Source organism: Sulfurospirillum diekertiae, from assembly GCF_002309535.1.
Taxonomy (GTDB): domain Bacteria; phylum Campylobacterota; class Campylobacteria; order Campylobacterales; family Sulfurospirillaceae; genus Sulfurospirillum; species Sulfurospirillum diekertiae.
In genome coordinates, this window is record NZ_CP023275.1 from 2,539,198 (window position 1) to 2,560,742 (window position 21,545).

Consider the following 21,545-nt stretch of genomic DNA (forward strand, 5'->3'; position numbering starts at 1 on the left):
CAAAAGAGAAAGACCGCTCTTAATCTTTACATGTAAGATAGTTTCGCCATCCCCCATATTGACTGATTTCTTTCGCGCCTTTCAGTGCATCCGCTTCACATAAAAAGCCATACACACTGCTTCCATCTTCTAACACAACCGTACCAATGCACAAAGGAGAAGCGATCTGCACCATAAATGCTCCAAAATTCTCCAGTGGCATTTCCCACACTTCCAGCTCTAGCGCGTATGAGCTCGTGCTGTCTTTGAGCATTCCTGGTCGGGGTGGTACTTTTTCGGGAACATCAAAGAGACGATACCCCGCAAGCGTTTTGCATGCTTTGACAAACACGGCGTCTAGGCTAAGCAGTTGATGATTGAGTGGCAGACCTTGCATATGTGCGCCACATACGGCAATTTGAATGGTTTTTTTCATATGGACTCCTTCATATAGCGTTCACCCATCTCCAGTAACGCTTCGTCGTTAAAATGATCGGCAAAAATCGTAATGCCAAAAGGCAGATGATTGCTGCGTTCTCCTGCTGGCAAAGCATACGCTGCAAGATCGAGAAGGTTCATAAAATTGGTGTAATAGCCCAAATTGCTATTGAGCGTTATCGGGTCAGCTTGAACGGCTTCGATGGTATAAATCGTTCCTGTGGTCGGTGTTACACAAAAGTCCACTTCGGCCAAAATTTTCTCCGCCGCTCTGCGGTAAGCCTTGAGTTGATACTCTGCTTCAAAATACTCACTCGCTTTTTTTGCCTCACCTTGAGCAATAATGGCACGGGTTACCTCTAAAAAGCTCTTAGGCGATGTGTGAAGCAGTGTTTGAGTCGCAACATAGCGCTCAGCAACCCAAGGTCCACTGTACAGGAGATTGGCCGCTTCTAAAAATGGGGTAAAGTCAATTTCCTTAGGCACTCCACCTAAGCCAATCAAACGCTCTATACTCTTCTCAAACAGCACTTTTGCCTCTGTATCGCCAAAAAATTGAAGATCGCCCACCTTGGGAACACCAAAGGTAAAGTTTAAAGGTATCGCACGCTTTTGAGGCGGTAACGCTCTAGCATAGACATCTTTTTCATCAAACGACGCCATAATCTCGAAGATAGTAGACACATCGCTTGCCTCTTTACAAAACAACGAGACACAGTCCAAACTGCGACACGCGGGTACTACACCAGAGGTACTCACGACCCCTTTGCTGGCTTTAAAACCACAGAGATTATTAAACGCCGCAGGCACTCTGCCCGAACCTGCTGTATCGGTTCCTAAAGAAAAAACGACCATATCAAGCGCAACACTCACCGCACTGCCGGAACTAGAACCGCCTGAAATATACGCAGAATCAATGCTGTTTTGACACGCCCCATAAGGTGAACGCGTACCCACAAGTCCTGTGGCAAATTGATCAAGATTGGTTTTGCCGATGGGAATCGCGCCCGCTTCAATCAGTTTTTCGACCACAAAAGCAGATCGCTCTGGCACATAGGTAAAATCAGGACACGCCGCAGTGGTAGGAATGCCCGCTAAGTCAATGTTGTCTTTTATGGCAAAGGGTACACCATAAAGCGGTAATGCTTCCATCGAAGCTTGTTCAAGTTTTGTTAAATAAGGCTCTAACTCCGTATCGCTTAACACATGCAACCAGATAGGATTGTCTGAAAAGTGTGCGATGCGCTCTTTAATCTGCTGCACCAATTCTCGTGGTGTACACGTATTTTGAGCGTAATTTTGCTTTACATGTAAAAGTGTCATGCTCTCTCCTTTGTCTCATCTTCTTGCGTGCGCAGTGCCTCTATTAAGGCTGCACTGAGGATTAAAAATCCACCGATATATTCTCTCAAATCCATCGTTTCACCTGCAATGATGGTTGCCGAAATGGCTGCAGTAATCAGCTCCATAATGATAATAATAGACGAACGCCCTGCTTCCATGTGGGTCACGCCCCATTGTGAACCGATATTGGCGAGAAGTAACCAAATCAGCGCATACGCTCCTAATGCTCCCCACGCATTCATCCCAACATTTACAAAAAAAGGCTCAATATGTCCTAAGAGTAAAAGAGCTGCTAACGCAAAACAACCGTAAAACATCGCCCCTATTTTTGAAGCAATAGGCACGCTTTGCGCAAAACGAAAAAGCAGGTTGTTAAGCGCGAATAAAAGTCCTGAAAGAAGTGCCAACGCATCTATCCATGAAGGCGGTGTCTCAAAGATTTTAAAGCCCCCTAAAATTAAAAAAGCTCCCAAAATTGCGGCAGTAACACCAACCCAACGCCACCTATCAATGCGCTCTTTTAAAAAAAAGTATCCTCCCAAAACGCCCCATACCGGTAAAAGATAAAAAAGTACCATCACCCGAATCACTTCACCATTAATGAGGGCATAAGTAAACGTCAGGTTTGCCCCTCCACCGAATAAGGCAATCCAAAACATCACGTTTCGATGTTTCCACCCTAAAGCTCTTTGCTTCCAAAGCTGCGGACTCATGACCATAGCAATGATGCCATAAGCTCCAAAACTCAAAGCAATACCCTGTATCCCCATCGCATTGATGGCTTTTAAGGGAAGCCATGATAGTCCCCATAAAATAGAAGCCCCAAGTAAAATGATGACGGGAAGGTAGCCTTTCATAGATTTTCCCTTACCCTTTTAAAGGCTCTAAAATGAAAAGTTGTTTGCCTGCATAAATACTCTCACCCTCTTCGCACAAAATGTCGACAATCACGCCATCTTCTGGCGATTCGATTTCGACTTCCATCTTCATCGACTCGACGATGGCTAAAGCTTCACCCTCTTTGACGTGATCGCCCACTTTGGCTAAAATCTTCCATAGATTGCCTTGAATTGGAGCTTCAACGGCTTCTTTATCGTCATCAATCACCACAGAAGCACTCTCATCGTGGTGCTCTTCGTGTGCGCTTTGTGAGGTAAAATTGGCAAGACCCGTGCGCTCCCACATGGTGCGTTCTTCTTCAAATGCGTTTTGTTGCGTGGCTTTAAAAGCTTTAATCGTGCTCTCATTTTCTTCTAAAAATGCTTGGTATTTTTTAAGGCTAAACGTCGTCTCTTCAATGCGCAGCTTAGCGCGTCCTCGTGGGAAATCCTCACGCAAACGCAGTAACTCTTCCGCACTCACTTCGTAAAAACGGATTTGGTCAAAAAAGCGCAATAACCAAGGTTTGCCTTCTGTAAAATCTTCGGTTTGACGGTGGCGATTCCACATTTGAACCGTGCGCCCTACAAACTGATAACCTCCCGGCCCTTCCATGCCGTACACGCACATGTATGCCCCACCAATGCCCACCGCATTTTCAGGTGTCCATGTTCGGGCGGGATTGTATTTAGTCGTGACCAAGCGGTGCCTTGGATCAAGCGGTGTCGCCACAGGAGCGCCCAGATAAACATCGCCCAGCCCCATAACCAAATAGCTCGCTTCAAACAAAATGCGCTTCACCTCATCAATGCTCTCTAAACCGTTGATACGACGGATAAATTCTATATTGCTCGGACACCACGGAGCGTCAGGTCGAACGATTTTCATATACTTATCAATCGCAATGCGTGTTTGTTCATCATCCCATGAAAGCGGTAAATGCACAATGCGCGCAGGCACTTCAATATCTTCAATCGACGGTAAAGAGAGCTCTAAGCGTTGTACCGTTTGCATCAATGCCTCACGGTTGCACAGCCGTGGATTAAAATGAATTTGCAAGGAACGAATCCCCGGGGTTAATTCAATCACACCCTTAATATTGGCATCCATAACGGCTTGCATCAGCACATGTATACGAAAACGCAAGCTAATATCGAGTTGCATTTCACCGTATTCGATCAGTAAGTTACTATCTCCTGATTGGCGAAAGGTCACGCTCGGTAAAAGCACACTACTCTCATCGTGATACAAAATAGGCGAGCCTATTTCTTTTTCGTGGAGCATTGAGCGTTCATCGTATGTGGAAAGAGAGGCTATCGCCTCCTCTTGCAACCGAAGCATTTGCATCGCTTCATCATGGCAGATAGGCACAAACGTGATGGTGTCTCTCGCGCGCAACTGTCCTATCTTCCAAAGCTCTGCACTCACAATCGTCACAGGACAGACAAAACCGCCTAAACTTGGTCCATCAGGCCCTAAAATGACGGGCATATCACCCGTAAAATCCACTGCACCTATGGCATAGGCGGTATCGTGAATATTAGACGGATGCAACCCTGCTTCTCCCCCATCACTGCGCGCCCATGAAGGTTTAGGGCCTATGAGTCTCACTCCCGTGCGATTGGAGTTATAATGCACTTCCCAACATGCTTCGAAAAAGGCTTTGATATCTTCATCCGTAAAAAAATCAGGTGCGCCATGCGGTCCATACAACACCCCAATGCGCCACTCATTTCCAAACGCTCTATAAGGTGTCATGGCTTCAAAATGGGCATCCTTGGCAACCATTGCATCGACATGCAAAACGTCTCCTGCAAGCAAAGCTCTTCCCGCATGCCCTCCAAAAAGACCAAGTGAAAAGGTAGAACGGCTGCCAAGATACAAAGGTACATCAATGCCCCCTCGAACGGCAAGGTAGGTTCGAAAGCCTTTAGTGTGCACTTTTTTAAGTTTTAAAACACTCCCAGCTTTTACATGTAACGCTTGGTTCATCCCCACTTTAATGCCATCTAAAAAAGCATCAATCACCGCACCACACAACGCAATCACCCCTTCGTAATTAAACCGAAGCGTAGGCCCCGCAATGGCAATCTCAAATCCTGCGGCATCTTCACTATTGCCCACAAGGGCATTGGCATAGCGAAAACTGAGATTATCAAATGGACCACTGGGCGGCACGCCAATGTCCCAATATCCGATTCTTCCCGGATAATCTTGTATCGTTGTATGGGTTCCCGGACGTAATACATCAATACTCTGAGGCGCAAAACGAAAGTGATTCAAAAACTTAGTGGTTTGCTTCCCTGCTTGAAAAACCTCACCTTCGACAATCGCACCAAGGTAGTCTATATTGGTTTCAATCCCATCAATGCGTGTCTCTTGAATTGCCTGCGCCATTTTGACTAACGCCTCTTCGCGCGTATTTTCTTTCACAATCAGCTTTGCAATCATCGGGTCGTAAAAGGATGAAACATTCAAACCCGTTTCAATAAAACTATCCACGCGAATGCTGGGGGCAAAATGCACATGGGTGAGCACACCGGAGCTGGGTTGAAAATTTTTCATCGGATCTTCGGCATACACGCGCACCTGAATAGAGTGCCCTTTTGGTGCATGCGTATAGTCGTACAATTCGGGATTATGCCCGTAGGCTTGATTCACCATCCACTGCACCAAGTCGATGCCGCTGACCTCTTCGGTGACACCGTGTTCGACTTGCAAACGGGTGTTAACCTCTAGGAAGTAAAACTGTTCACTTTGCGTATCGTAGACAAATTCAACCGTCCCAGCGGAGAGGTACTTGACCGACTCACACAAAGCACGCGCTGCACTCAAAAGCGCTTCGCGTGTCTTTACATGTAAAAAAGGAGCGGGCGTTTCTTCGATGACTTTTTGATTACGGCGTTGCACCGAACAGTCTCGCTCCCCAAGCGTTGCCACGTAGCCTTTGCCATCACCAAAGACTTGCACTTCGATATGACGCGCATGTTCAACGTATTTTTCTAAGAACATTCCGCCATTGGAGAAGTTGTTTTCACTGAGGCGTTTGACCGAAGCATACGCATCACAAAGGGCTTGTTCGTCATAACACAACTGCATCCCGATGCCGCCACCGCCTGCGGTACTTTTGAGCATTACAGGATACCCAATACGTTTGGCTTCTGTGATCGCTTCTGCCAAATCAAAAAGCAGTGAAGAGCCGGGAAGAAGAGGAACATTGTTAGCTTCTGCAAGAGAACGTGCAGTATGTTTCAGTCCAAAAGCTTCCATATGTTCAGCCCGCGGACCAATAAACACAATGCCCTTTTCTTCACACGCTTTGGCAAACGCGGCATTTTCACTTAAAAATCCATACCCCGGATGAATTGCCTCCGCGCCACTTTTACAAACCACATCAAAAATTTTTTGGGTGTTAAGGTAACTCTCGCTGGCTAAGCCTTCACCAATACAATACGCCTCATCGGCTAAGCTTACATGTAAAGAATCTTCATCGGCTTTGGTGTACAGGGCAACAGAAGCAATGCCCATCTTTTTGAGCGTGCGTATGATACGACACGCAATTTCGCCTCGGTTGGCGATCAGTATTTTTGAAAACATTTCTCATCCTGTATGATGGTTTTGGGTCGTCCCAAGTTCATCTCTTTTCTAGGCCGTCCTAGCAAAGAAGAAGATACGCTCTTCTATGCGATTACTCTTTATCCCAGACGATCATCTGAATCGGTGTTGGATTAAATCCATTGCAGGGATTGTTGAGTTGCGGGCAGTTGGAAACCAAGACTAACGTATCCATCACCGCTGTCATCTCTACATAATCACCCGGTTTGGAGATACCATCCACAATCGCTAAGTGACCATTTTCTTCCACAGGGACGTTCATAAAAAAGTTAATGTTATTGGTCAGATCACGAGGATTCATCTCCAACTCACCGACTTCAAACAAAAAGTTATCACGACAACTGTGCATGTACTTTTTATCATGCCCAAAGCGGACGGTATTGCTCTCAGCACTGCAATGACCACCAAGGGTATCATGATTGCCACAGGTATCTGCCACCACTTCCATCAGCACATTATCATCACTGGAGATCAGTTTTGTTCCTGTGGTGATAAAGATACTGCCTTGCTCTCGTATCGTATCGGATGCACTGTAACGCTCTTCATGATCGTTCGCGTTGTAAAATAGGGTATCGACCGCTTGACATCCTTCCAAATCCACTATGCGCAAAGTTTGCCCTTTATAAATTACTTTTGACCAAGGAATACCTGAGGGCACGTGTTCGTTGTAAATGGCGGTTTGAATTTCTCTTTTCATCACATCTCCTTACGCAAAATAGCGGGCATTGTTCTCAAAACCACGTTTGGCTTCGGGACTAAAATTCATACAAAAATCATCTTCACTCAAAGGAGCACCTTGATAAATCGTGATTTGCACATCACTGGGGTTATAGACTCCTTTTTCCATCACATGCGGTGTGTTGGAGAGCACTAAAAGCACATTCATCTCTGCTCTAAGTTCAATATAACTACACGGCTCTGGGCGCAACGGTGAGAGAGAAAGTTTGCTCCCCTCTTTCACATCGACTTTACGAAACAGATTCAGACACGCAACGATGTCTCGTTTTCCCATACCGTATTTTCCAAGCTCTACCAAGAAATTTTCACGGTCACTTTTGTAGTAGCGGTTGCGAATATCATTAAACGTCCCTTCGCCAAAATTTGCTTTGACAAGGCGTGGATTGCTCATGCCTGCTACTGTATCCATCAGTCCGTTGGTCGTATCTTCGGTAATGGAAAAGAGAATATGTCCAAGTTCTGAAAACAGAACTTTGCCCTTTCCTAAAAATGCGTTCCATTGAATTTTAACCGTATCGGCGAAGTTATAACGCTCGGCGGTGTTATCGGCATTGTAAAAAAGAGCACTGACAGCCCCTTTGCCGTCTTCTGTGCTAATGCGTACTTTTTGACCTCGCTTAATGATTTTAGACCATTTGCCACCACCGGGCAATACTTCATCCAGCACAATGCTCTCTGGCTTAAGATTGAGATGTTTGCTTATCATAATGCTTCCCTCGTTATCGTTTGATTAATTTTTTTAAACACACTCTCCTTCTCCTTTTTATCGTGAAGGGGAATATCATAGGTTATTTTCGCACCAAAGGCATTCGGTGCTTGTGGGTCAAGGCGTACTTTGTCGAACACCAGAAGCCTTGTTCCTAGGTAAAATCCTTCGTGAAGATCATGTGTGACCATCACGACCGTTAAATTATTTTTTTTCCATAAATCCAAAATAAGTGCGTGCATGTCGGCACGAATACCCGGATCAAGTGCACCAAACGGCTCATCGAGCAGTAACAGTTTTGGTTTTTTCACCAATGATTGCGCAATGGAAAGACGTTGTTGCATCCCCCCTGAGAGTGAATCAGGATACTGATGCAACACATCGCCCAAGCCTACCGCTTCAAGCATCGCTATCGCCTCTTCTTTGGCTCTTTGTTTCGCTTTCCCAAACAGTTTTCCTAGAAAAGGTGACTCGCCTAACTCGATGCCAAGCATCACATTTTCTAACACACTGAGGTGTGAAAAGAGCGAATAACGCTGAAAAACGATGCCTCGCTCGGCACTTGGCTCGGCAGGAAATGGTTTGCCTTCAAATAAAAACAGACCTTTTGTCGGACTCTCTTCCCCTAAAAGCATTTTTAAAAACGTACTCTTGCCACAGCCTGAAGGACCAACCAGTGTGCAAAATTCTCCCGCTTCAATGTTTAAGGAGAGGTTTTCCAACACAACCGTTTCACCATAGCGTTTCCACAGGTTTTTAATGGTGATTAAACTCATGCTTTGTCCTTGTTTTCGTACCATGGAAAAAGTTTACATGTAAACTTTTTGAGTAGAAAATCTGCTAAAAAAGCCAACAACGTAATCCAAATAACATAGGGTAAAATCATATCCATCGCCAAATAACGTCGCACCAAAAAGATGCGATACCCAAGCCCCTCCGTTGCAGCAATCGCTTCGGAGGAGATCAAAAATATCCATGCGGTTCCCAAAGTCAATCGCACCGAATCTAAAAGACGCGGAAACATTTGAGGAAGAATAATACGAATCACAAGCGTCCATGTTGAAGCGCCCAACGTTTGCGCTTTAATGAGCTGCTCTTTGGAAAACTCCTCCACACGGTGTTGCAAATCGCGCACAATCAGCGGCGTGACACCGATAACAATGAGTGCCACTTTTGCCACTTCCCCCATCCCAAATATAATAAAAAGGATAGGCAAAATGGCAATCGGTGGTACCATTGAAAAAGCGGCGATAAACGGTGAAAAACCCGCCCTGACCAACGGAATAAGCCCTAGAGGAATGCTAATGATAAGCCCCAAAAGAGCGCTAATTACCACGCCAATGCCTAAACGTTTGAGCGAGGAGAGCGTATCATTGATAAAAATAACCTCTCCTGAGCGCTTGCTAGGAGTTAAGGCCGATTTTTCCATCGTGTCAACCATATGCGAAAAAGAAGGTAAGAGTTTATCATCTTCATTTTCCTGTAGCCTTGCATTCGATGCAAAAACATACATCAACACGATCAGTAAAAAAGGCATCAGTCCTAGCACAAGAGCTTTGGAATGGGAAGGCTTTTGGTTAATCAGTCGCATAGTTCATCCTCTTTGATCGAGAGTTTTAACAAAACCCTTACAGTTTACCTTCACTCGCTAATTTCATATATTCATCGCTAAAACGAAGTTTGATATTGCTTGCACTGCCATACGCTTTTCCATTTGGAAAGGACATACCGACAAACGTTGCATCTTTAGCGCCATCACCTAAAATGCCATGCTCAAAGGAAAACTCACTGACTTTTTGCATTGTTGCAGGCAGTGCCGCACTGGTTGAAAAGGCTAAAGCATCTTTCGCATCGTAAAACATTTTGGTGGTTTTAAGTTGGCTGTTAAAGCCCGCGACATCCGTTCCAGAAGCTTTTGCCATCATGCTAATGGCTTGAGCATCACCTTTTTTCATTTGTGCCATCACTTCATACCATGCACCGGTAAGTGCTTTTGCAAGTTTTGGATTGTCTTGCATTGTTTTGGTGTTTAACACGAGCATATCGATAATTTCGCCGGGGATTTTACTGGAATCAAAAGCCAAGGTTGCACCTTTCATCGCTTTGATTTCGCTGAGTTGTGGATTCCATGTGACTAAAGAGGTAACATCTTTGGAAGAAAAGGCAGCCACGATATCGGCATCAGAGGTGTTGACCACTTTCACATCTTTTTCGCTCATCCCCACTGATTCAAGTCCACGTGCTAAAAGATAGTGAGAGACAGAGAGTTCCACTAAATTGACATTTTGACCTTTGATATCGGAGAGTTTTTTCTTATCTTTGAGGATAATACCATCGTTTCCATTGGAGAAGTCACCAATAATAACCGCGGTAGAATCCACACCACCCGCTGCTGGGATAGTCAAGGCATCCATATTGGTCATTACACAGCCATCAAATTTACCTGCGGTGTATTGATTGATGGATTCGACATAGTCATTGACTTGCACCATCTTGATCTCAATACCGTATTTTTTAGCCCATTTGTCAATAATGCCAGATTGCTCAGCATAATCCCAAGGCATCCAGCCAACGTAAATGGTCCAAGCCACTTGAAATTTATCTTTAACTTCTGCTGCAAGAGTAGAAGCACCAATGGACATAGCCAGCGTTGCGGCAACTAATAACTTAAGGGTGGGTGAGAAGAAAGAGTTCATAAGAGGCTCCTGAGTAGATGAGATTAACACGCCAAGAGGTTGAGAAACCTCCCGGGCTTTTATCCCTCCGTGAACCTCTACTCAAGAGGTTGATAGCTCTCGGACCAGACACAAATTGCTTTGTCGGAACCCTAGCTACCTATTAGTGTGCGAGGCCTCACAGCCTCATGACATGTTTTCTGAAGTAAGTATAACGAAGAGTCGCATAAAAAAGAAGAGCCTGAATGATTAAAAAATAGGCAATTATCTGAATCTATTTTACATGTAACGTATTGGGTGAGAAATGAATCGTAAAATAGTTTTGTCCCTCTACATGTAAATAGCTCAAGCGAAATCCATGTTTTTCAACAATAGCGTTGGCGATGTAAAGTCCTAGTCCTAAACCACTATTCGAGCCTTCAACAGCTCGGTTAAACGCGCGTGAAAAATCGAGTCTTTCATTTGGTATTTTTTCACCAAAACTCCAGATATTGATGCTCTCTTGATCAATATCGACGCCAACATCATCACTTGAGTGTTTAAGAGCATTATCCAGTATATTTTTAATGGCGGTTGCAAACAGTTCAAAGTCGACATTGACCAAAGGCGCCATCTCTTGTGGTGAGATATGAATCCGCTTGGTATCCCCTAAAAGGAGTAAATCCATGGCATGATCAAGAACATCAACCAAACGGTACTCTTGTGTCTGTAAAATCCACTCATCTGAACTGAGTTTTTCGACTTTTACCATCTCTCCCAAAAGGGTTTCCAACCGTTCAAAAATACGCTCCATTTGAGATTGCTGTTTGGTATCAATGATAGAGCTTGAAAGAATCTTACCCTTCATAATAGGCGTTTTAAGCTCATGCAAGATATTGCGTAAGAAAAGGGTACGCGCCTCTTTTAAGAGATGAATTTTCTCCATGGCTAGATTAAATTCTGATGCGATTTCACCTAGTTCATCTTGACTCTCTACATCAATCGCTTGAAATTTTTTCGTATTGCCAAAGGTGCGAATGGCACTTTTCAGATGACTCAGACGCAATACTTTTCGAAGTACAATCCCGAAAAAGAGAAGTAAAAGAGTATTGGTAATGCTTCCTAAAATAATCAATCTGTAAAACGATGTCTCTTCCATGTTTTCTAAAACAGGAGGCTCTTCTCTTCTCATCTTTGGAGGAGGTGGAGGGAAAGGAAATGCTCCTTCTCTTATAAATGGCTCATTAGGTGGTGGCGGATGAGGAGGCTTTCTAGGAACAAGGTAGAGCTTTTTCTCGTATAACATCATATCGGCAAAAGCGTCTTCTAAGATCTTTTCACCTTCTTGAAGCAGAGTATTTTTATCGTGATCACTCATACGAATACCTAGCTTTGCAAGCGTTGCATTACGATCTGGGACATTATCATGCATCATTTTCATCGCGACTAAAAAACGTCGAAAGGTGAAAAATTCTTGGTCACTTATTTGGCGTTTATATTCAATAAAAAAGGCAATGTTTATGACAATGAGGGTCAGTGCAAAAAATACAGAGATAAGCGTAACGATTGATAGTTTACGCATTGACAAATTTATACCCAACGCCTCGCACAGAGAGAATAAAACGAGGTTTTCGAGGGTCATCCCCAATTTTTTGACGGATTCTACCCATAATGACATCGATGCTTTTCAAACTACTTTCGTATTTGATCGAACCGATATTGAGTAAAATCTCTTCTCTTGAAATCACAAAACCCTCTTTTTTTAACATATAAGCCACAATGTCATACTCTGCCATAGTGAGTTTTAACTCATTTTGCCCTCGTTTGATGATGTGCCTCTCTTCATCAAGACTAAAGGTGTGATGCGTGGATTCACTCAGCGTTGAGCCTCTTCGTAAAATAGCACGAAGTCTGTAAGCAAGTTCTCTTGGATCATACGGTTTAGGTAAAAAGTCATCCGCCCCACGCTCAAAACCCATCACTTTATCACCCATGTCAGACCTTGCGGAAGAGATAATAATAGGGAGTGTGGGAATGGCTTCATGGACAATGCGACAAATCTCTAATCCATCAATTTGAGGTAAAGAGAGGTCAAGAACAAGTGCATCAAAGATATCGTGTTGAAGTGCCGTTAATCCATCTAAAGGAGTAAAGGCAAGGATGGTTTCAATCTCCTCCTTGAGAAGAGATTCTTGAAGCAGTTGTGCAAGTTCAACGTCATCTTCAATCATTAAAATTTTAATCATGCTTGATTATAACGAAGATAAAGTAAATGAAAAGTAACACAAAACCACGCCTTGCTTAGAGCGTGGTTTTTAGCTTAGGCACTAAAACTAACAGAACTACTTGAAAGTGTATTTTGCGTAGCGTAATTTGAGATGATTTGTGCTAAAAGCGCTTTCATCAAAGAATTTTCGTTACTACTCTCATCTGTTGTTGCAGAAGCGCTGGTTGTTGTACCAATACTTGCTGCTTTCGTAGAGTCTTGGTACGCCTTTGCTTCAGCAGAGGTTACTTTGCCATCGCCATTGGTATCAGCCGCATCGAAATTTTGAGCCAATGTATCAAAAAGAGAAGCAAGGTTGCTATCGGTCGATGAAGTATCACTCGCCATCGCGGTAAGTTCATCTTTCGTATAACCCGTATCTTCTTGTGTAGAAGAGGACGGTGGCGGAGGAGGTGGGGGCATACTTCCTGACGCTGCAACGTTACTTGCATCGGTTGTTCCACTGGTTGTCGTATCTTGTTGCGTTGATTGCTGATATGCCATAGCTTCAGCAGAAGTCACCTTACCATCACCATTCGTATCAGCTGCTGAGAAATTCGCAACCACTGAAGAAAGTAATGAGGCAAGATTGCTGTCTGTAGATGAAACTTCACTCGCCATAGCGGTAAGCTCATCTGCCGTATAACCTGTATCTGTTTGCGTAGAAGAGGACGATGGCGGAGGAGGTGGGGGCATACTTCCTGACGCTGCCGTAGACTGCTGCGCGGATAGCATAGATGTTAATTCATCTATACTAATCTTGCCGTCTCCATTACTATCGAGTGCTTTAAAAGCGTTATTGACCGTGCTTTCATCAGCATTTGAAAGTTTTAGAGCAGCACTGCTAAACTCAGTACTGTCCACAGAACCACTCGAATCACTATCCAAAGAAGTAAGCAACTCTTCTGCGAATTTTGACATTAACGAGCTAGTACTGTTGGTACTGCTGCCATACGTCGCGTACGATGACGTTCCGTAAAGAGAATTTGAACTTATAGTCATATTCTCCTCCTTTATTTGGCTTGGGGATATCCCAGTAGCAATGCTAACGCTAAAGCAGTAAACAGTGAGTAACATTAGAAAATTTTTTTACATGTAAATACGTGAGCAAAACATAAACTTATCCAAATCGATACCCAACGCCTGAAATCGTAATGAGCAATTTGGGTTGGTTAGGGTCGATTTCAATTTTTTTGCGAATCTGATTGACAAATACACGCAGTATTTTGGTATCGCTTTGATAACCGACACCCCAGACATTTTTGAGGATTTGTGCATGGGTTAGCGCCTTCCCACTATTTTGCATGAAAAATTTTAAAAGGCTAAATTCGAGTGGAGTGAAATGCAATGCACCATCGTTTAGTTTAACTTCTCGTTTTTCAAGATCAAGTTCAAGCGCACCCACTTTAAGCAATGGCGTGCTCTCTTTTTTAAGTGCATGTCTGAGTGCAGAGTTGATGCGCGCAATAAGCTCACCTGTAAAAAAAGGTTTCACCACATAATCATCAGCTCCAAGATTGAGTGAATCTACGATCTCCTGTTCACCATTGCGTGCCGAGACAATAATAATGGGAATGTTGCTAAACTCACGAATTTTTTCTACAAAAAGCTTTCCATCGCCATCGGGAAGCCCTAAATCTAATAAAATCAGATCAGGATTAAACTGAATCATCTGCGACATGCCCTCTTTTTGAGTGCCGCATAGTTTCAGGAGAAACGCATGCTCTTCAAGGCTCACTTCTAAAAGCTTTTGGATCTGTTTATCATCTTCAATGATCAAAATTTTATATTTGGGTTGAGACATTATTCCTCCTGTACGGGGATGTTAAATTCAAAAATCACACTGTTTTCCACGTTCTTTGCCCAAATCATTCCACCATGCGCTTCAACGATTTTTTTGCAGATAAAAAGTCCTAACCCACTGCCATTGATGTCATCGCTAATGCCTTTAATTCTAAAAAACTTTTCAAACACTACCGTAAGGTCTTCTTCACTGATGTGGCTGTCTTCATTTAAAACAAAGATTTTACACCATGCTCCCACTTTTTGAAACCCTAAAGTAATGGCGCTTCCGTGCTGCGAGTATTTGATTGCATTTTCCAAAAGATTGACGACGACACGTTCTATTAAGACACAATCGGCTTTAAAAATGCCCGATTCTTCTTCAATTTTGATGCTAAAATTGCGCTCTTTTAAGATATCTTCAAACTCCCTCGCCGCTTGCGAGAAGATGTCTGCGACATCACACCAATCTTTTTTAAGCACCACTTTATGGCTTTCAAAGCGTGCAGAATCAAGCAAATTGTTCATCAAGCGTTCCATCTTTTTTGCACTAAAAATGACTTGCGAGATGATAACGCGCTTCTTTTCATCTAACCACGTCTCATCTGTTTTCAGCATCGAAATCATCCCTAAAATGGAGGCAAGCGGTGTTCGTAGATCATGTGAAATCGAACCGTACAGTGCATTTTTAAGCTCTTCGCGTGCTAATGTAATCGCATTTTTACTGTTTTTTTCAGAAAGGGATATACGCTCAAAAGAGACCGCCATGACACTGGTGACCGAGTCTAAAAACATTTTAAACTCTGTGTTCATCTCATCTTGTTTGATTTTAATCCCAAGGGCTCCATAAACAACATCGCGGCTTTGAATGGGAATATAGAGCATATCTGAAGCCAAAAAGGTATCCGTACCTGCCCCTGCTATTTTGCCGTTGTCCAAACACCAATCTAACACGGCTTTTTCGCTCGAAGAGATAAAAATGGCCTCTAATTTTTCAAACATCGCATCATGTTTTTTACTGGAAAGTGGGCTTTGGGGATCATAATGTGCATAGAGTTTTGGCATGTCATCACTGTGACGACGTAAGAAAAAGAAGGTTTCCTTGCCGAGTGATTCGGCAATGAGAGGCATGGCTATTTTAATCACCTGTTTTATTTCAGACACCGCCGTCACCCTACGACTCAGTTTATACAGTCGCCTCACCCTCTTTTCGCGCTCTCGTATCACCTCACCGATCAGTTTTAACTTTTTGGCTTGTGACGAGATGAGATACGCCACAATAAAAAAGATGAAAAAACTCCACAAATGCGAGATATCCGTTACAACAAAGGTATAAATCGGAGGCACAAAGAAGTAATTAAAAAGCCCAACACCCACAAACGTAATGAGCATGGACGTTTTCATATCACCCCTTGAGGCGACAATCAACACAGGAATAAGAATCAGCAGTGCAACATTGAGGAGTTCTAAATAGTTTCTAAAAACGATACACCCAAACGTGATGATACCTAGCAATCCCAAACCAAAAAGAGAGTGCCACAAAGGCATCTCCTCTTTTTGCGCTTCTTCTTCGATCGCATACGATTCTAAGGCCTGCTCTTTGGTCTTATTGATGTATGAAATAATGCAAAACTCATCGCCAGCATTGAGCAGTTCATCGGCAATATCCATGCGCCAGAATTTTCCTATAAAATTCTTTTTGCGTTTTGCCACAACGATGTGTGTTACAAACCGCGCTCTGGCATGTTTTAAAATCTCTTCACCCACATCTTGCCCGGAAACCGTGTTGACCTCAGCGCCTAACTCTTCGGCTAAGCGAATATTTTTCGCCAATTTTTCACGGTTATTGGTTGAAAAATCATCGACATACAGTGCAATCCACTCCGCATTCATCTGCGAAGAGAGTCGCTTAGCATAGCGAATCAGATTGGCAGAAAATTCACTGCCATCAATGCAGACCATCACCTTTTCAACCGCTTCCCAACGCTCCAGTTTATTCTCTTTATACTGATCGTAAACGTCTTTACTCACGCGTCCTGCGGCTTGTTTGAGCGCAATTTCCCTCAGAGCATTGATGTTACCCAGCTTGAAAAAATTCATCAGCGCTTTTTCAACACTTTGGAGTTTGTAGATTTTCCCCTCTTTCAGTCGCTCGACCAATTTTTCAGGAGGAATGTCGATGATTTGGATTTTATCAACACGTTCTAAAATGCTATCGGGAACGGTTTCGGTAACCTTCACCCCCGTAATTTGCAATACCAAATCGTTAAGGCTCTCAAGGTGTTGCACATTCATCGTGCTGTACACATCGATGCCATTGTCTAAGATCTCTAACACATCTTGGTAACGCTTTTGATGCCTTGAGGTGGGTGCATTGCTGTGCGCCAACTCATCAATAAGCACCACATCGGGTTTGGCTTCCAAAATCGCATCAATATCGAGTTCATAGAGCGTACTTCCACGGTACACGATCTTTTTAGGAGCGATGGAGGGAATGCCTTGGGTCAAACGCTCTGTTTCAACGCGACCGTGCATCTCCACATAGCCAATGAGCACACGCTTTCCACTTTTGAGCAGCTCTTTGGCATTGCGAAGCATGGTGTAGGTTTTGCCCACACCTGCCAAGGCTCCAAAGAAAAGGGTTAATTCGCCCGTATCACGTCTATTTTTGATCTCTTGAAGAACGGGATCACTCGTTTCTAAGACATCTTCATTCATGTTAAGGATTTAAAACTCCAAAGTTTTTATCTAATGCACGATTTAAAAGAAGGACATTCACCCTCTCCTCGCCTATAAAACCCAAAAATTTTCGCTCAATATGTTGATTGACAAGCTCTAGCATTTGAACGTTGCCCACATGGCGCTCTTTCGCAAGGGTATTTACCTGATAAAGGGCTGCTAATTTCGAGATATGCGGGTCAAGTCCACTGCCTGAACTCATCACCAAATCACTGGGAATGTCACTCTCGCCAAATCTTACATGTAAAGCTTCTTTACTGGCTTCTATTCTATCCAACAAAAGCTTGTTTGTCGGTGCTAAATTACTCCCACTTGAAGAGAGTGCGTCGTAGCCATCATCCCCTGCAGCCGAGGGTCTGCTGGTAAAATAGCCCTTTTTTGAAAAATTTTGACCGATCAGTTCTGAGCCTATCACCGCTCCATTTTCTTTCAGCAAAAGCCCCGAACTCTGTGAGGGAAAAACCCATGCCCCTAAATTGGTCACCACCAGAGGATAGATACCTCCGAGTAAAAATGTCATAACTAAAAGCAATTTAACGGATTGAAGGAGTGTTTTCATGTGCTACCTTTTACAAAAGATTCAGTGTTGCAAGCAACATATCAAGCAGTTTTATGCCCACAAACGGAGCGATAATGCCACCCAAACCATAAATAACCAAGTTTTTTCCTAACACCACATCCGCACCCAAAGCTTTATAGCCAACCCCTGAAATTGCCAGAGGAATCAGTGCGATGATGATGAGCGCATTAAAAATAACTGCCGATAAAATCGCACTGTGAGGTGATGAGAGGTGCATGATGTTAAGCACTTCCATCTGCGGAAACGCTACCACAAAGAGAGCTGGAATGATCGCAAAGTATTTGGCAATGTCATTGGCTAGACTAAACGTCGTCAGTGCTCCTCTGGTCATCAAAAGCTCTTTGCCTGTCTCAACCACTTCGATGAGTTTAGTCGGAGAGCTGTCCATATCCACCATATTGGCGGCTTCTTTCGCCGCTTGCGTTCCGCTGTTCATTGCAAGACCCACATCGGCTTGTGCAAGAGCTGGCGCGTCGTTAGTACCATCTCCCGTCATCGCTACGGTAAAGCCCTCTTTTTGGTAGTTACGAATCAGCGCTATTTTCGTATCGGGTGTTGCTTCGGCGACAAAGTCATCCACGCCTGCTTCGGCGGCAATCGCAGCAGCCGTGATGGGATTGTCGCCTGTAATCATCACGGTTTTAATGCCCATGCCTCTAAACTCGGCAAATTTCTCTTTGATGGAAGGTTTGATGATGTCTTTGAGATGAATCACGCCCAAAACATGACTACCAATACATACGACCAAAGGCGTGCCCCCTTTTTTACCGATTTGCATACACATATCGTGTGCCTCTTTAGGAAACTTTCCACCCGACATGGTGACAAATTTTTCAATAGCATCCACTGCCCCTTTGCGGTACTCCTTGCCATCAAGGTCAAGCCCGCTCATTCTCGTATAGGCACTAAAAGGGATAAACTGGGCACTTTGTAGATTGGCTGGCTCTTTAGCACCATAATGATTTTGAGCCAAAGTGACCGTACTTTTTCCCTCTGGTGTGTCATCGCTGAGTGACGTTAAGAGTGCGGCATACGCCAAGTTATCGATCTCCTTGATGTCAATGGGAAGAAAAACGCTTGCCATGCGATTACCAAAGGTGATCGTACCTGTTTTATCGAGCAATAACACGTTGACATCCCCCGCTGCTTCTATGGCTTTACCGCTCATTGCCAAGACATTCTTTTTGAGCAATCTGTCCATTCCCGCAATACCAATAGCACTTAAAAGCCCTCCAATGGTTGTTGGAATCAAACAGACCAAAAGCGCAATGAGTGAGACAACAGAGATATCTGCGTTTACATGTAACGCCATCGGTTTAAGGGTCAATGTCACCACAATGAAGATCGCGGTCAAGCCCATCAGTAAAATGGAGAGCGCAATTTCATTCGGACTTTTTTGCCTTTTAGCCCCTTCGATGAGGCTAATCATACGATCTAAAAAGGTCTCGCCCGGATTTTTTGTGATCTTGATCGTAATCTCATCACTTAAAACAAGCGTTCCCCCTGTTACGGAGTTACGATCCCCTCCTGATTCACGAATGACAGGCGCTGATTCGCCCGTGATGGCACTCTCATCAATGCTCGCAATGCCCTTAATGACCTCGCCATCGCTAGGAATCACCTCACCTGCGCTGACAATAACCACATCGCCTACGCGAAGGCTCTCAGAGCTGACCTTTCGAAGGGAACCGTCTTCACTTAACTTGTTGGCACTACTGCTTTTTTTGCCCGAACGAAGAGCACTCGCTTGCGCTTTACCTCGTCCTTCGGCTAACGCTTCTGCAAAGTTGGCAAAAAGGACTGTGAAAAAGAGCCACGCAAAGACCCAAAATTCAAATCCCAAAAGAGGGATGTTGCCTTGACTGCTCTCATAAAGCCATATAAAACCGGTAATAAACGTACCCAAATAGACCACAAAAATGATCGGATTTTTGAGCTGTTCTTTGGGTGTTAATTTTGCGATACACCCTTTAAGTGCATCTTTAATAATGGTTTGGTTATAGCTAGAATTTTGTTTTTTCATGTTCATTCCTTAAAAAGTAGTACCATCAAGCATCATCAAATGCTCAATTACAGGGCCAAGTGCGAGTGAAGGGAAAAACGTAAGCGCTCCCGTTAACACGATGGTTGCTACCAAAAGGGTGATGAAAAGCGCACTTTGGGTATTGAGTGTGCCTTTGCCAAACGGAACCACTTTCTTTCGTGCCAAGCTTCCTGCAATGGCAAGCATCGGGATAATCACGCCAAAACGTCCCACAAACATACAAAAAGCCAGCGCGTAGTTATAATAAAGCGTATTACCGCTGAGCCCTGCAAAAGCACTGCCATTGTTTCCACTCGCCGAACTAAAGGCATAAAGAATTTGAGAAAGCCCATGCGGTCCAGGGTTGGAAATAGAGCTGGTGGCATCTGGAATTATAAGTGATAATCCCGTGAAAAGAAGAATGCACAGACCCGGAAGCAACACGGCTATCACGGTATAAGTCATCTCCTTGGCTTCAATCTTCTTGCCCATGTACTCAGGCGTTCTACCGATCATCAGTCCTGCGATAAAAACACTTAAAATGACATATGCCATCATGCCGTAAAACCCTGCGCCCACACCGCCGATGACGATCTCACCGAGCATCATCTGCACCATAGTCACCATGCCTGCGAGTGGGGTAAGGCTATCGTGCATACCATTGACCGCTCCGCACGATGCTGCCGTTGTGGCGACGGAGAAAAGCGAGGTTGAAGCAATGCCAAAACGCACCTCTTTACCTTCCATAGCGCTTTCGCCTACAATGCCTGAAATTTCAGGATTGCCAAATTTTTCAGACGCGTAGTGTGAACCTAGCATCACTACAAAAAGTACGACCATCGCGATTAAGATAGAGCGACCCTCACCGCTTTTTTGGCTCATTTTCCCATAGACGAAAAGCAATGAAATGGGTAAAAAGAGAATGGAAAAGACCTGCACAAAGTTAGAAAGAGGTGTTGGATTTTCAAACGGATGTGCGGAGTTGGCATTGAAAAAGCCACCGCCATTGGTTCCTAACATTTTAATTGCCTCTTGTGAAGCCACAGGTCCCATCGGAATGCTCTGATTGGCTCCTTCCAGTGTCACGGCGCTAATATAAGGAGCAAAGTTTTGAATAACGCCTTGAGAAATTAAAAAGAGTGCATAGACCAAAGAAATAGGAAGCAAAATATAGAGCGTTACACGTACCATATCTGCCCAAAAATTACCGATGGACTCGCTCTCTTTGGTGATGATACCGCGCATAAAAGCCACGGCGACCGCAATGCCTGTTGAAGCGGAGAGGAAGTTTTGCACACTGAGCACAAACATCTGAGAAAAATAACTCATCGTGCTCTCACCACTGTAATTTTGCCAGTTGGTATTGGTGACAAAACTAATTGCTGTATTGAATGCTAACTCAAAAGGTAAAGCGGGTAAGCCTTGCGGATTGAGAGGCAAAAGATGCTGGGAGAGAAGCACGACTAGCACAAGCACAATGCCAGCACCATTAAAAAGCATGAGTGCCAAAGCATACTTTTTCCAGTTCATCTCTAAGAGTGGATTGATACCACATAAACGATAAAAACTCTTTTCTACCGGCGAGAGGATAGGTGTTAAAACGTTTTTCTCACCCACCAACACTTTGGTAAAAAATCCACTGTATGCTTTTGCTGTTCCTATAAGCAAAATCAAAAAGCCTATAAAAAGGGTTATATCTGCAACCATTGTTTTCCTTTTGTGTCATTTAGGAAAATTATAGAGCAGATAAAAATGGGGAAATATCTTGATTTGGGGTTAAAAAATAAGGATTTTGTTAGGAT

17 protein-coding genes and 1 riboswitch are annotated in these 21,545 nt (G+C 43.9%); all 17 genes read right to left on the reverse strand.

Annotated elements, in window-relative coordinates:
* Positions 1-19: 19 nt before the first annotated feature.
* The 17 genes from SJPD1_RS14590 to kdpA all read right to left on the reverse strand — a co-directional run bounded on the left by SJPD1_RS14590 (position 20) and on the right by kdpA (position 21,450).
* Positions 20-415, reverse strand: a complete 396-nt coding sequence (locus SJPD1_RS14590) for an allophanate hydrolase-related protein (RefSeq protein ID WP_096047533.1) — start codon at positions 413-415, stop codon at positions 20-22.
* The gene (gene atzF, locus SJPD1_RS13080; RefSeq protein WP_096047534.1) at positions 412-1,740 is read right to left on the reverse strand and encodes an allophanate hydrolase; all 1,329 of its coding nucleotides are present in this window, start codon (positions 1,738-1,740) and stop codon (positions 412-414) included. Before atzF ends, SJPD1_RS14590 begins: the two co-directional genes overlap by 4 nt.
* Complete coding sequence (locus tag SJPD1_RS13085) at positions 1,737-2,618, reverse strand: DMT family transporter (RefSeq protein WP_096047535.1); 882 nt, start codon at positions 2,616-2,618, stop codon at positions 1,737-1,739. The genes atzF and SJPD1_RS13085 overlap by 4 nt, the downstream gene beginning before the upstream one ends.
* 10 nt (positions 2,619-2,628) lie before the next feature.
* On the reverse strand, positions 2,629-6,237 hold the full coding sequence (gene uca / locus SJPD1_RS13090; RefSeq protein WP_096047536.1) for an urea carboxylase: 3,609 nt from the start codon (positions 6,235-6,237) through the stop codon (positions 2,629-2,631).
* A 91-nt stretch (positions 6,238-6,328) separates the two neighbouring features.
* Positions 6,329-6,952 carry an urea amidolyase associated protein UAAP2 gene (locus tag SJPD1_RS13095; RefSeq protein ID WP_096047537.1) on the reverse strand — a complete coding sequence of 208 codons (624 nt, stop codon included), beginning with the start codon at positions 6,950-6,952 and terminating at the stop codon, positions 6,329-6,331.
* Positions 6,953-6,961: 9 nt separating this feature from the next.
* Entirely contained in the window at positions 6,962-7,699 is a 738-nt protein-coding gene (locus SJPD1_RS13100) for an urea amidolyase associated protein UAAP1 (protein WP_096047538.1), read from the reverse strand.
* Positions 7,696-8,475 carry an ATP-binding cassette domain-containing protein gene (locus SJPD1_RS13105; protein ID WP_096047539.1) on the reverse strand — a complete coding sequence of 260 codons (780 nt, stop codon included), beginning with the start codon at positions 8,473-8,475 and terminating at the stop codon, positions 7,696-7,698. Before SJPD1_RS13105 ends, SJPD1_RS13100 begins: the two co-directional genes overlap by 4 nt.
* Positions 8,472-9,290, reverse strand: a complete 819-nt coding sequence (locus tag SJPD1_RS13110; RefSeq protein ID WP_096047540.1) for an ABC transporter permease — start codon at positions 9,288-9,290, stop codon at positions 8,472-8,474. The genes SJPD1_RS13105 and SJPD1_RS13110 overlap by 4 nt, the downstream gene beginning before the upstream one ends.
* A 37-nt stretch (positions 9,291-9,327) precedes the next feature.
* Positions 9,328-10,395 (reverse strand): putative urea ABC transporter substrate-binding protein, encoded by a 1,068-nt coding sequence (locus SJPD1_RS13115; protein WP_096047541.1) that lies wholly within the window; start codon positions 10,393-10,395, stop codon positions 9,328-9,330.
* A gap of 46 nt (positions 10,396-10,441) precedes the next feature.
* A riboswitch (guanidine-I (ykkC/yxkD leader) is annotated at positions 10,442-10,541 on the reverse strand.
* Between the two features lie 107 nt (positions 10,542-10,648).
* On the reverse strand, positions 10,649-11,935 hold the full coding sequence (locus SJPD1_RS13120) for an ArsS family sensor histidine kinase (protein WP_096047542.1): 1,287 nt from the start codon (positions 11,933-11,935) through the stop codon (positions 10,649-10,651).
* Positions 11,928-12,599, reverse strand: coding sequence for a response regulator transcription factor (locus tag SJPD1_RS13125; RefSeq protein WP_096047543.1), 672 nt, complete (start codon positions 12,597-12,599; stop codon positions 11,928-11,930). Before SJPD1_RS13125 ends, SJPD1_RS13120 begins: the two co-directional genes overlap by 8 nt.
* A 74-nt stretch (positions 12,600-12,673) precedes the next feature.
* Positions 12,674-13,621, reverse strand: a complete 948-nt coding sequence (locus SJPD1_RS13130) for an EF-hand domain-containing protein (RefSeq protein WP_096047544.1) — start codon at positions 13,619-13,621, stop codon at positions 12,674-12,676.
* A gap of 118 nt (positions 13,622-13,739) precedes the next feature.
* Entirely contained in the window at positions 13,740-14,423 is a 684-nt protein-coding gene (locus tag SJPD1_RS13135) for a response regulator (protein ID WP_096047545.1), read from the reverse strand.
* On the reverse strand, positions 14,423-17,119 hold the full coding sequence (locus tag SJPD1_RS13140) for a sensor histidine kinase (RefSeq protein ID WP_096047546.1): 2,697 nt from the start codon (positions 17,117-17,119) through the stop codon (positions 14,423-14,425). The genes SJPD1_RS13135 and SJPD1_RS13140 overlap by 1 nt, the downstream gene beginning before the upstream one ends.
* A gap of 1 nt (position 17,120) precedes the next feature.
* The gene (gene kdpC, locus SJPD1_RS13145; protein ID WP_096047547.1) at positions 17,121-17,699 is read right to left on the reverse strand and encodes a potassium-transporting ATPase subunit KdpC; all 579 of its coding nucleotides are present in this window, start codon (positions 17,697-17,699) and stop codon (positions 17,121-17,123) included.
* 10 nt (positions 17,700-17,709) lie between these two features.
* Positions 17,710-19,743, reverse strand: a complete 2,034-nt coding sequence (gene kdpB, locus SJPD1_RS13150) for a potassium-transporting ATPase subunit KdpB (RefSeq protein ID WP_210394379.1) — start codon at positions 19,741-19,743, stop codon at positions 17,710-17,712.
* Positions 19,744-19,752: 9 nt separating this feature from the next.
* On the reverse strand, positions 19,753-21,450 hold the full coding sequence (gene kdpA, locus SJPD1_RS13155) for a potassium-transporting ATPase subunit KdpA (RefSeq protein ID WP_096047549.1): 1,698 nt from the start codon (positions 21,448-21,450) through the stop codon (positions 19,753-19,755).
* Between the last annotated feature and the right edge of the window lie 95 nt (positions 21,451-21,545).

What these genes read in the sequence shown, in the direction of transcription:
- SJPD1_RS14590 (WP_096047533.1), bottom strand. Translation starts at nt 415, where the DNA reads ATGAAAAAAACCATTCAAATTGCCGTATGTGGCGCACATATGCAAGGT.
- atzF (WP_096047534.1), bottom strand. Translation starts at nt 1,740, where the DNA reads ATGACACTTTTACATGTAAAGCAAAATTACGCTCAAAATACGTGTACA.
- SJPD1_RS13085 (WP_096047535.1), bottom strand. Translation starts at nt 2,618, where the DNA reads ATGAAAGGCTACCTTCCCGTCATCATTTTACTTGGGGCTTCTATTTTA.
- uca (WP_096047536.1), bottom strand. Translation starts at nt 6,237, where the DNA reads ATGTTTTCAAAAATACTGATCGCCAACCGAGGCGAAATTGCGTGTCGT.
- SJPD1_RS13095 (WP_096047537.1), bottom strand. Translation starts at nt 6,952, where the DNA reads ATGAAAAGAGAAATTCAAACCGCCATTTACAACGAACACGTGCCCTCA.
- SJPD1_RS13100 (WP_096047538.1), bottom strand. Translation starts at nt 7,699, where the DNA reads ATGATAAGCAAACATCTCAATCTTAAGCCAGAGAGCATTGTGCTGGAT.
- SJPD1_RS13105 (WP_096047539.1), bottom strand. Translation starts at nt 8,475, where the DNA reads ATGAGTTTAATCACCATTAAAAACCTGTGGAAACGCTATGGTGAAACG.
- SJPD1_RS13110 (WP_096047540.1), bottom strand. Translation starts at nt 9,290, where the DNA reads ATGCGACTGATTAACCAAAAGCCTTCCCATTCCAAAGCTCTTGTGCTA.
- SJPD1_RS13115 (WP_096047541.1), bottom strand. Translation starts at nt 10,395, where the DNA reads ATGAACTCTTTCTTCTCACCCACCCTTAAGTTATTAGTTGCCGCAACG.
- SJPD1_RS13120 (WP_096047542.1), bottom strand. Translation starts at nt 11,935, where the DNA reads ATGCGTAAACTATCAATCGTTACGCTTATCTCTGTATTTTTTGCACTG.
- SJPD1_RS13125 (WP_096047543.1), bottom strand. Translation starts at nt 12,599, where the DNA reads ATGATTAAAATTTTAATGATTGAAGATGACGTTGAACTTGCACAACTG.
- SJPD1_RS13130 (WP_096047544.1), bottom strand. Translation starts at nt 13,621, where the DNA reads ATGACTATAAGTTCAAATTCTCTTTACGGAACGTCATCGTACGCGACG.
- SJPD1_RS13135 (WP_096047545.1), bottom strand. Translation starts at nt 14,423, where the DNA reads ATGTCTCAACCCAAATATAAAATTTTGATCATTGAAGATGATAAACAG.
- SJPD1_RS13140 (WP_096047546.1), bottom strand. Translation starts at nt 17,119, where the DNA reads ATGAATGAAGATGTCTTAGAAACGAGTGATCCCGTTCTTCAAGAGATC.
- kdpC (WP_096047547.1), bottom strand. Translation starts at nt 17,699, where the DNA reads ATGAAAACACTCCTTCAATCCGTTAAATTGCTTTTAGTTATGACATTT.
- kdpB (WP_210394379.1), bottom strand. Translation starts at nt 19,743, where the DNA reads ATGAAAAAACAAAATTCTAGCTATAACCAAACCATTATTAAAGATGCA.
- kdpA (WP_096047549.1), bottom strand. Translation starts at nt 21,450, where the DNA reads ATGGTTGCAGATATAACCCTTTTTATAGGCTTTTTGATTTTGCTTATA.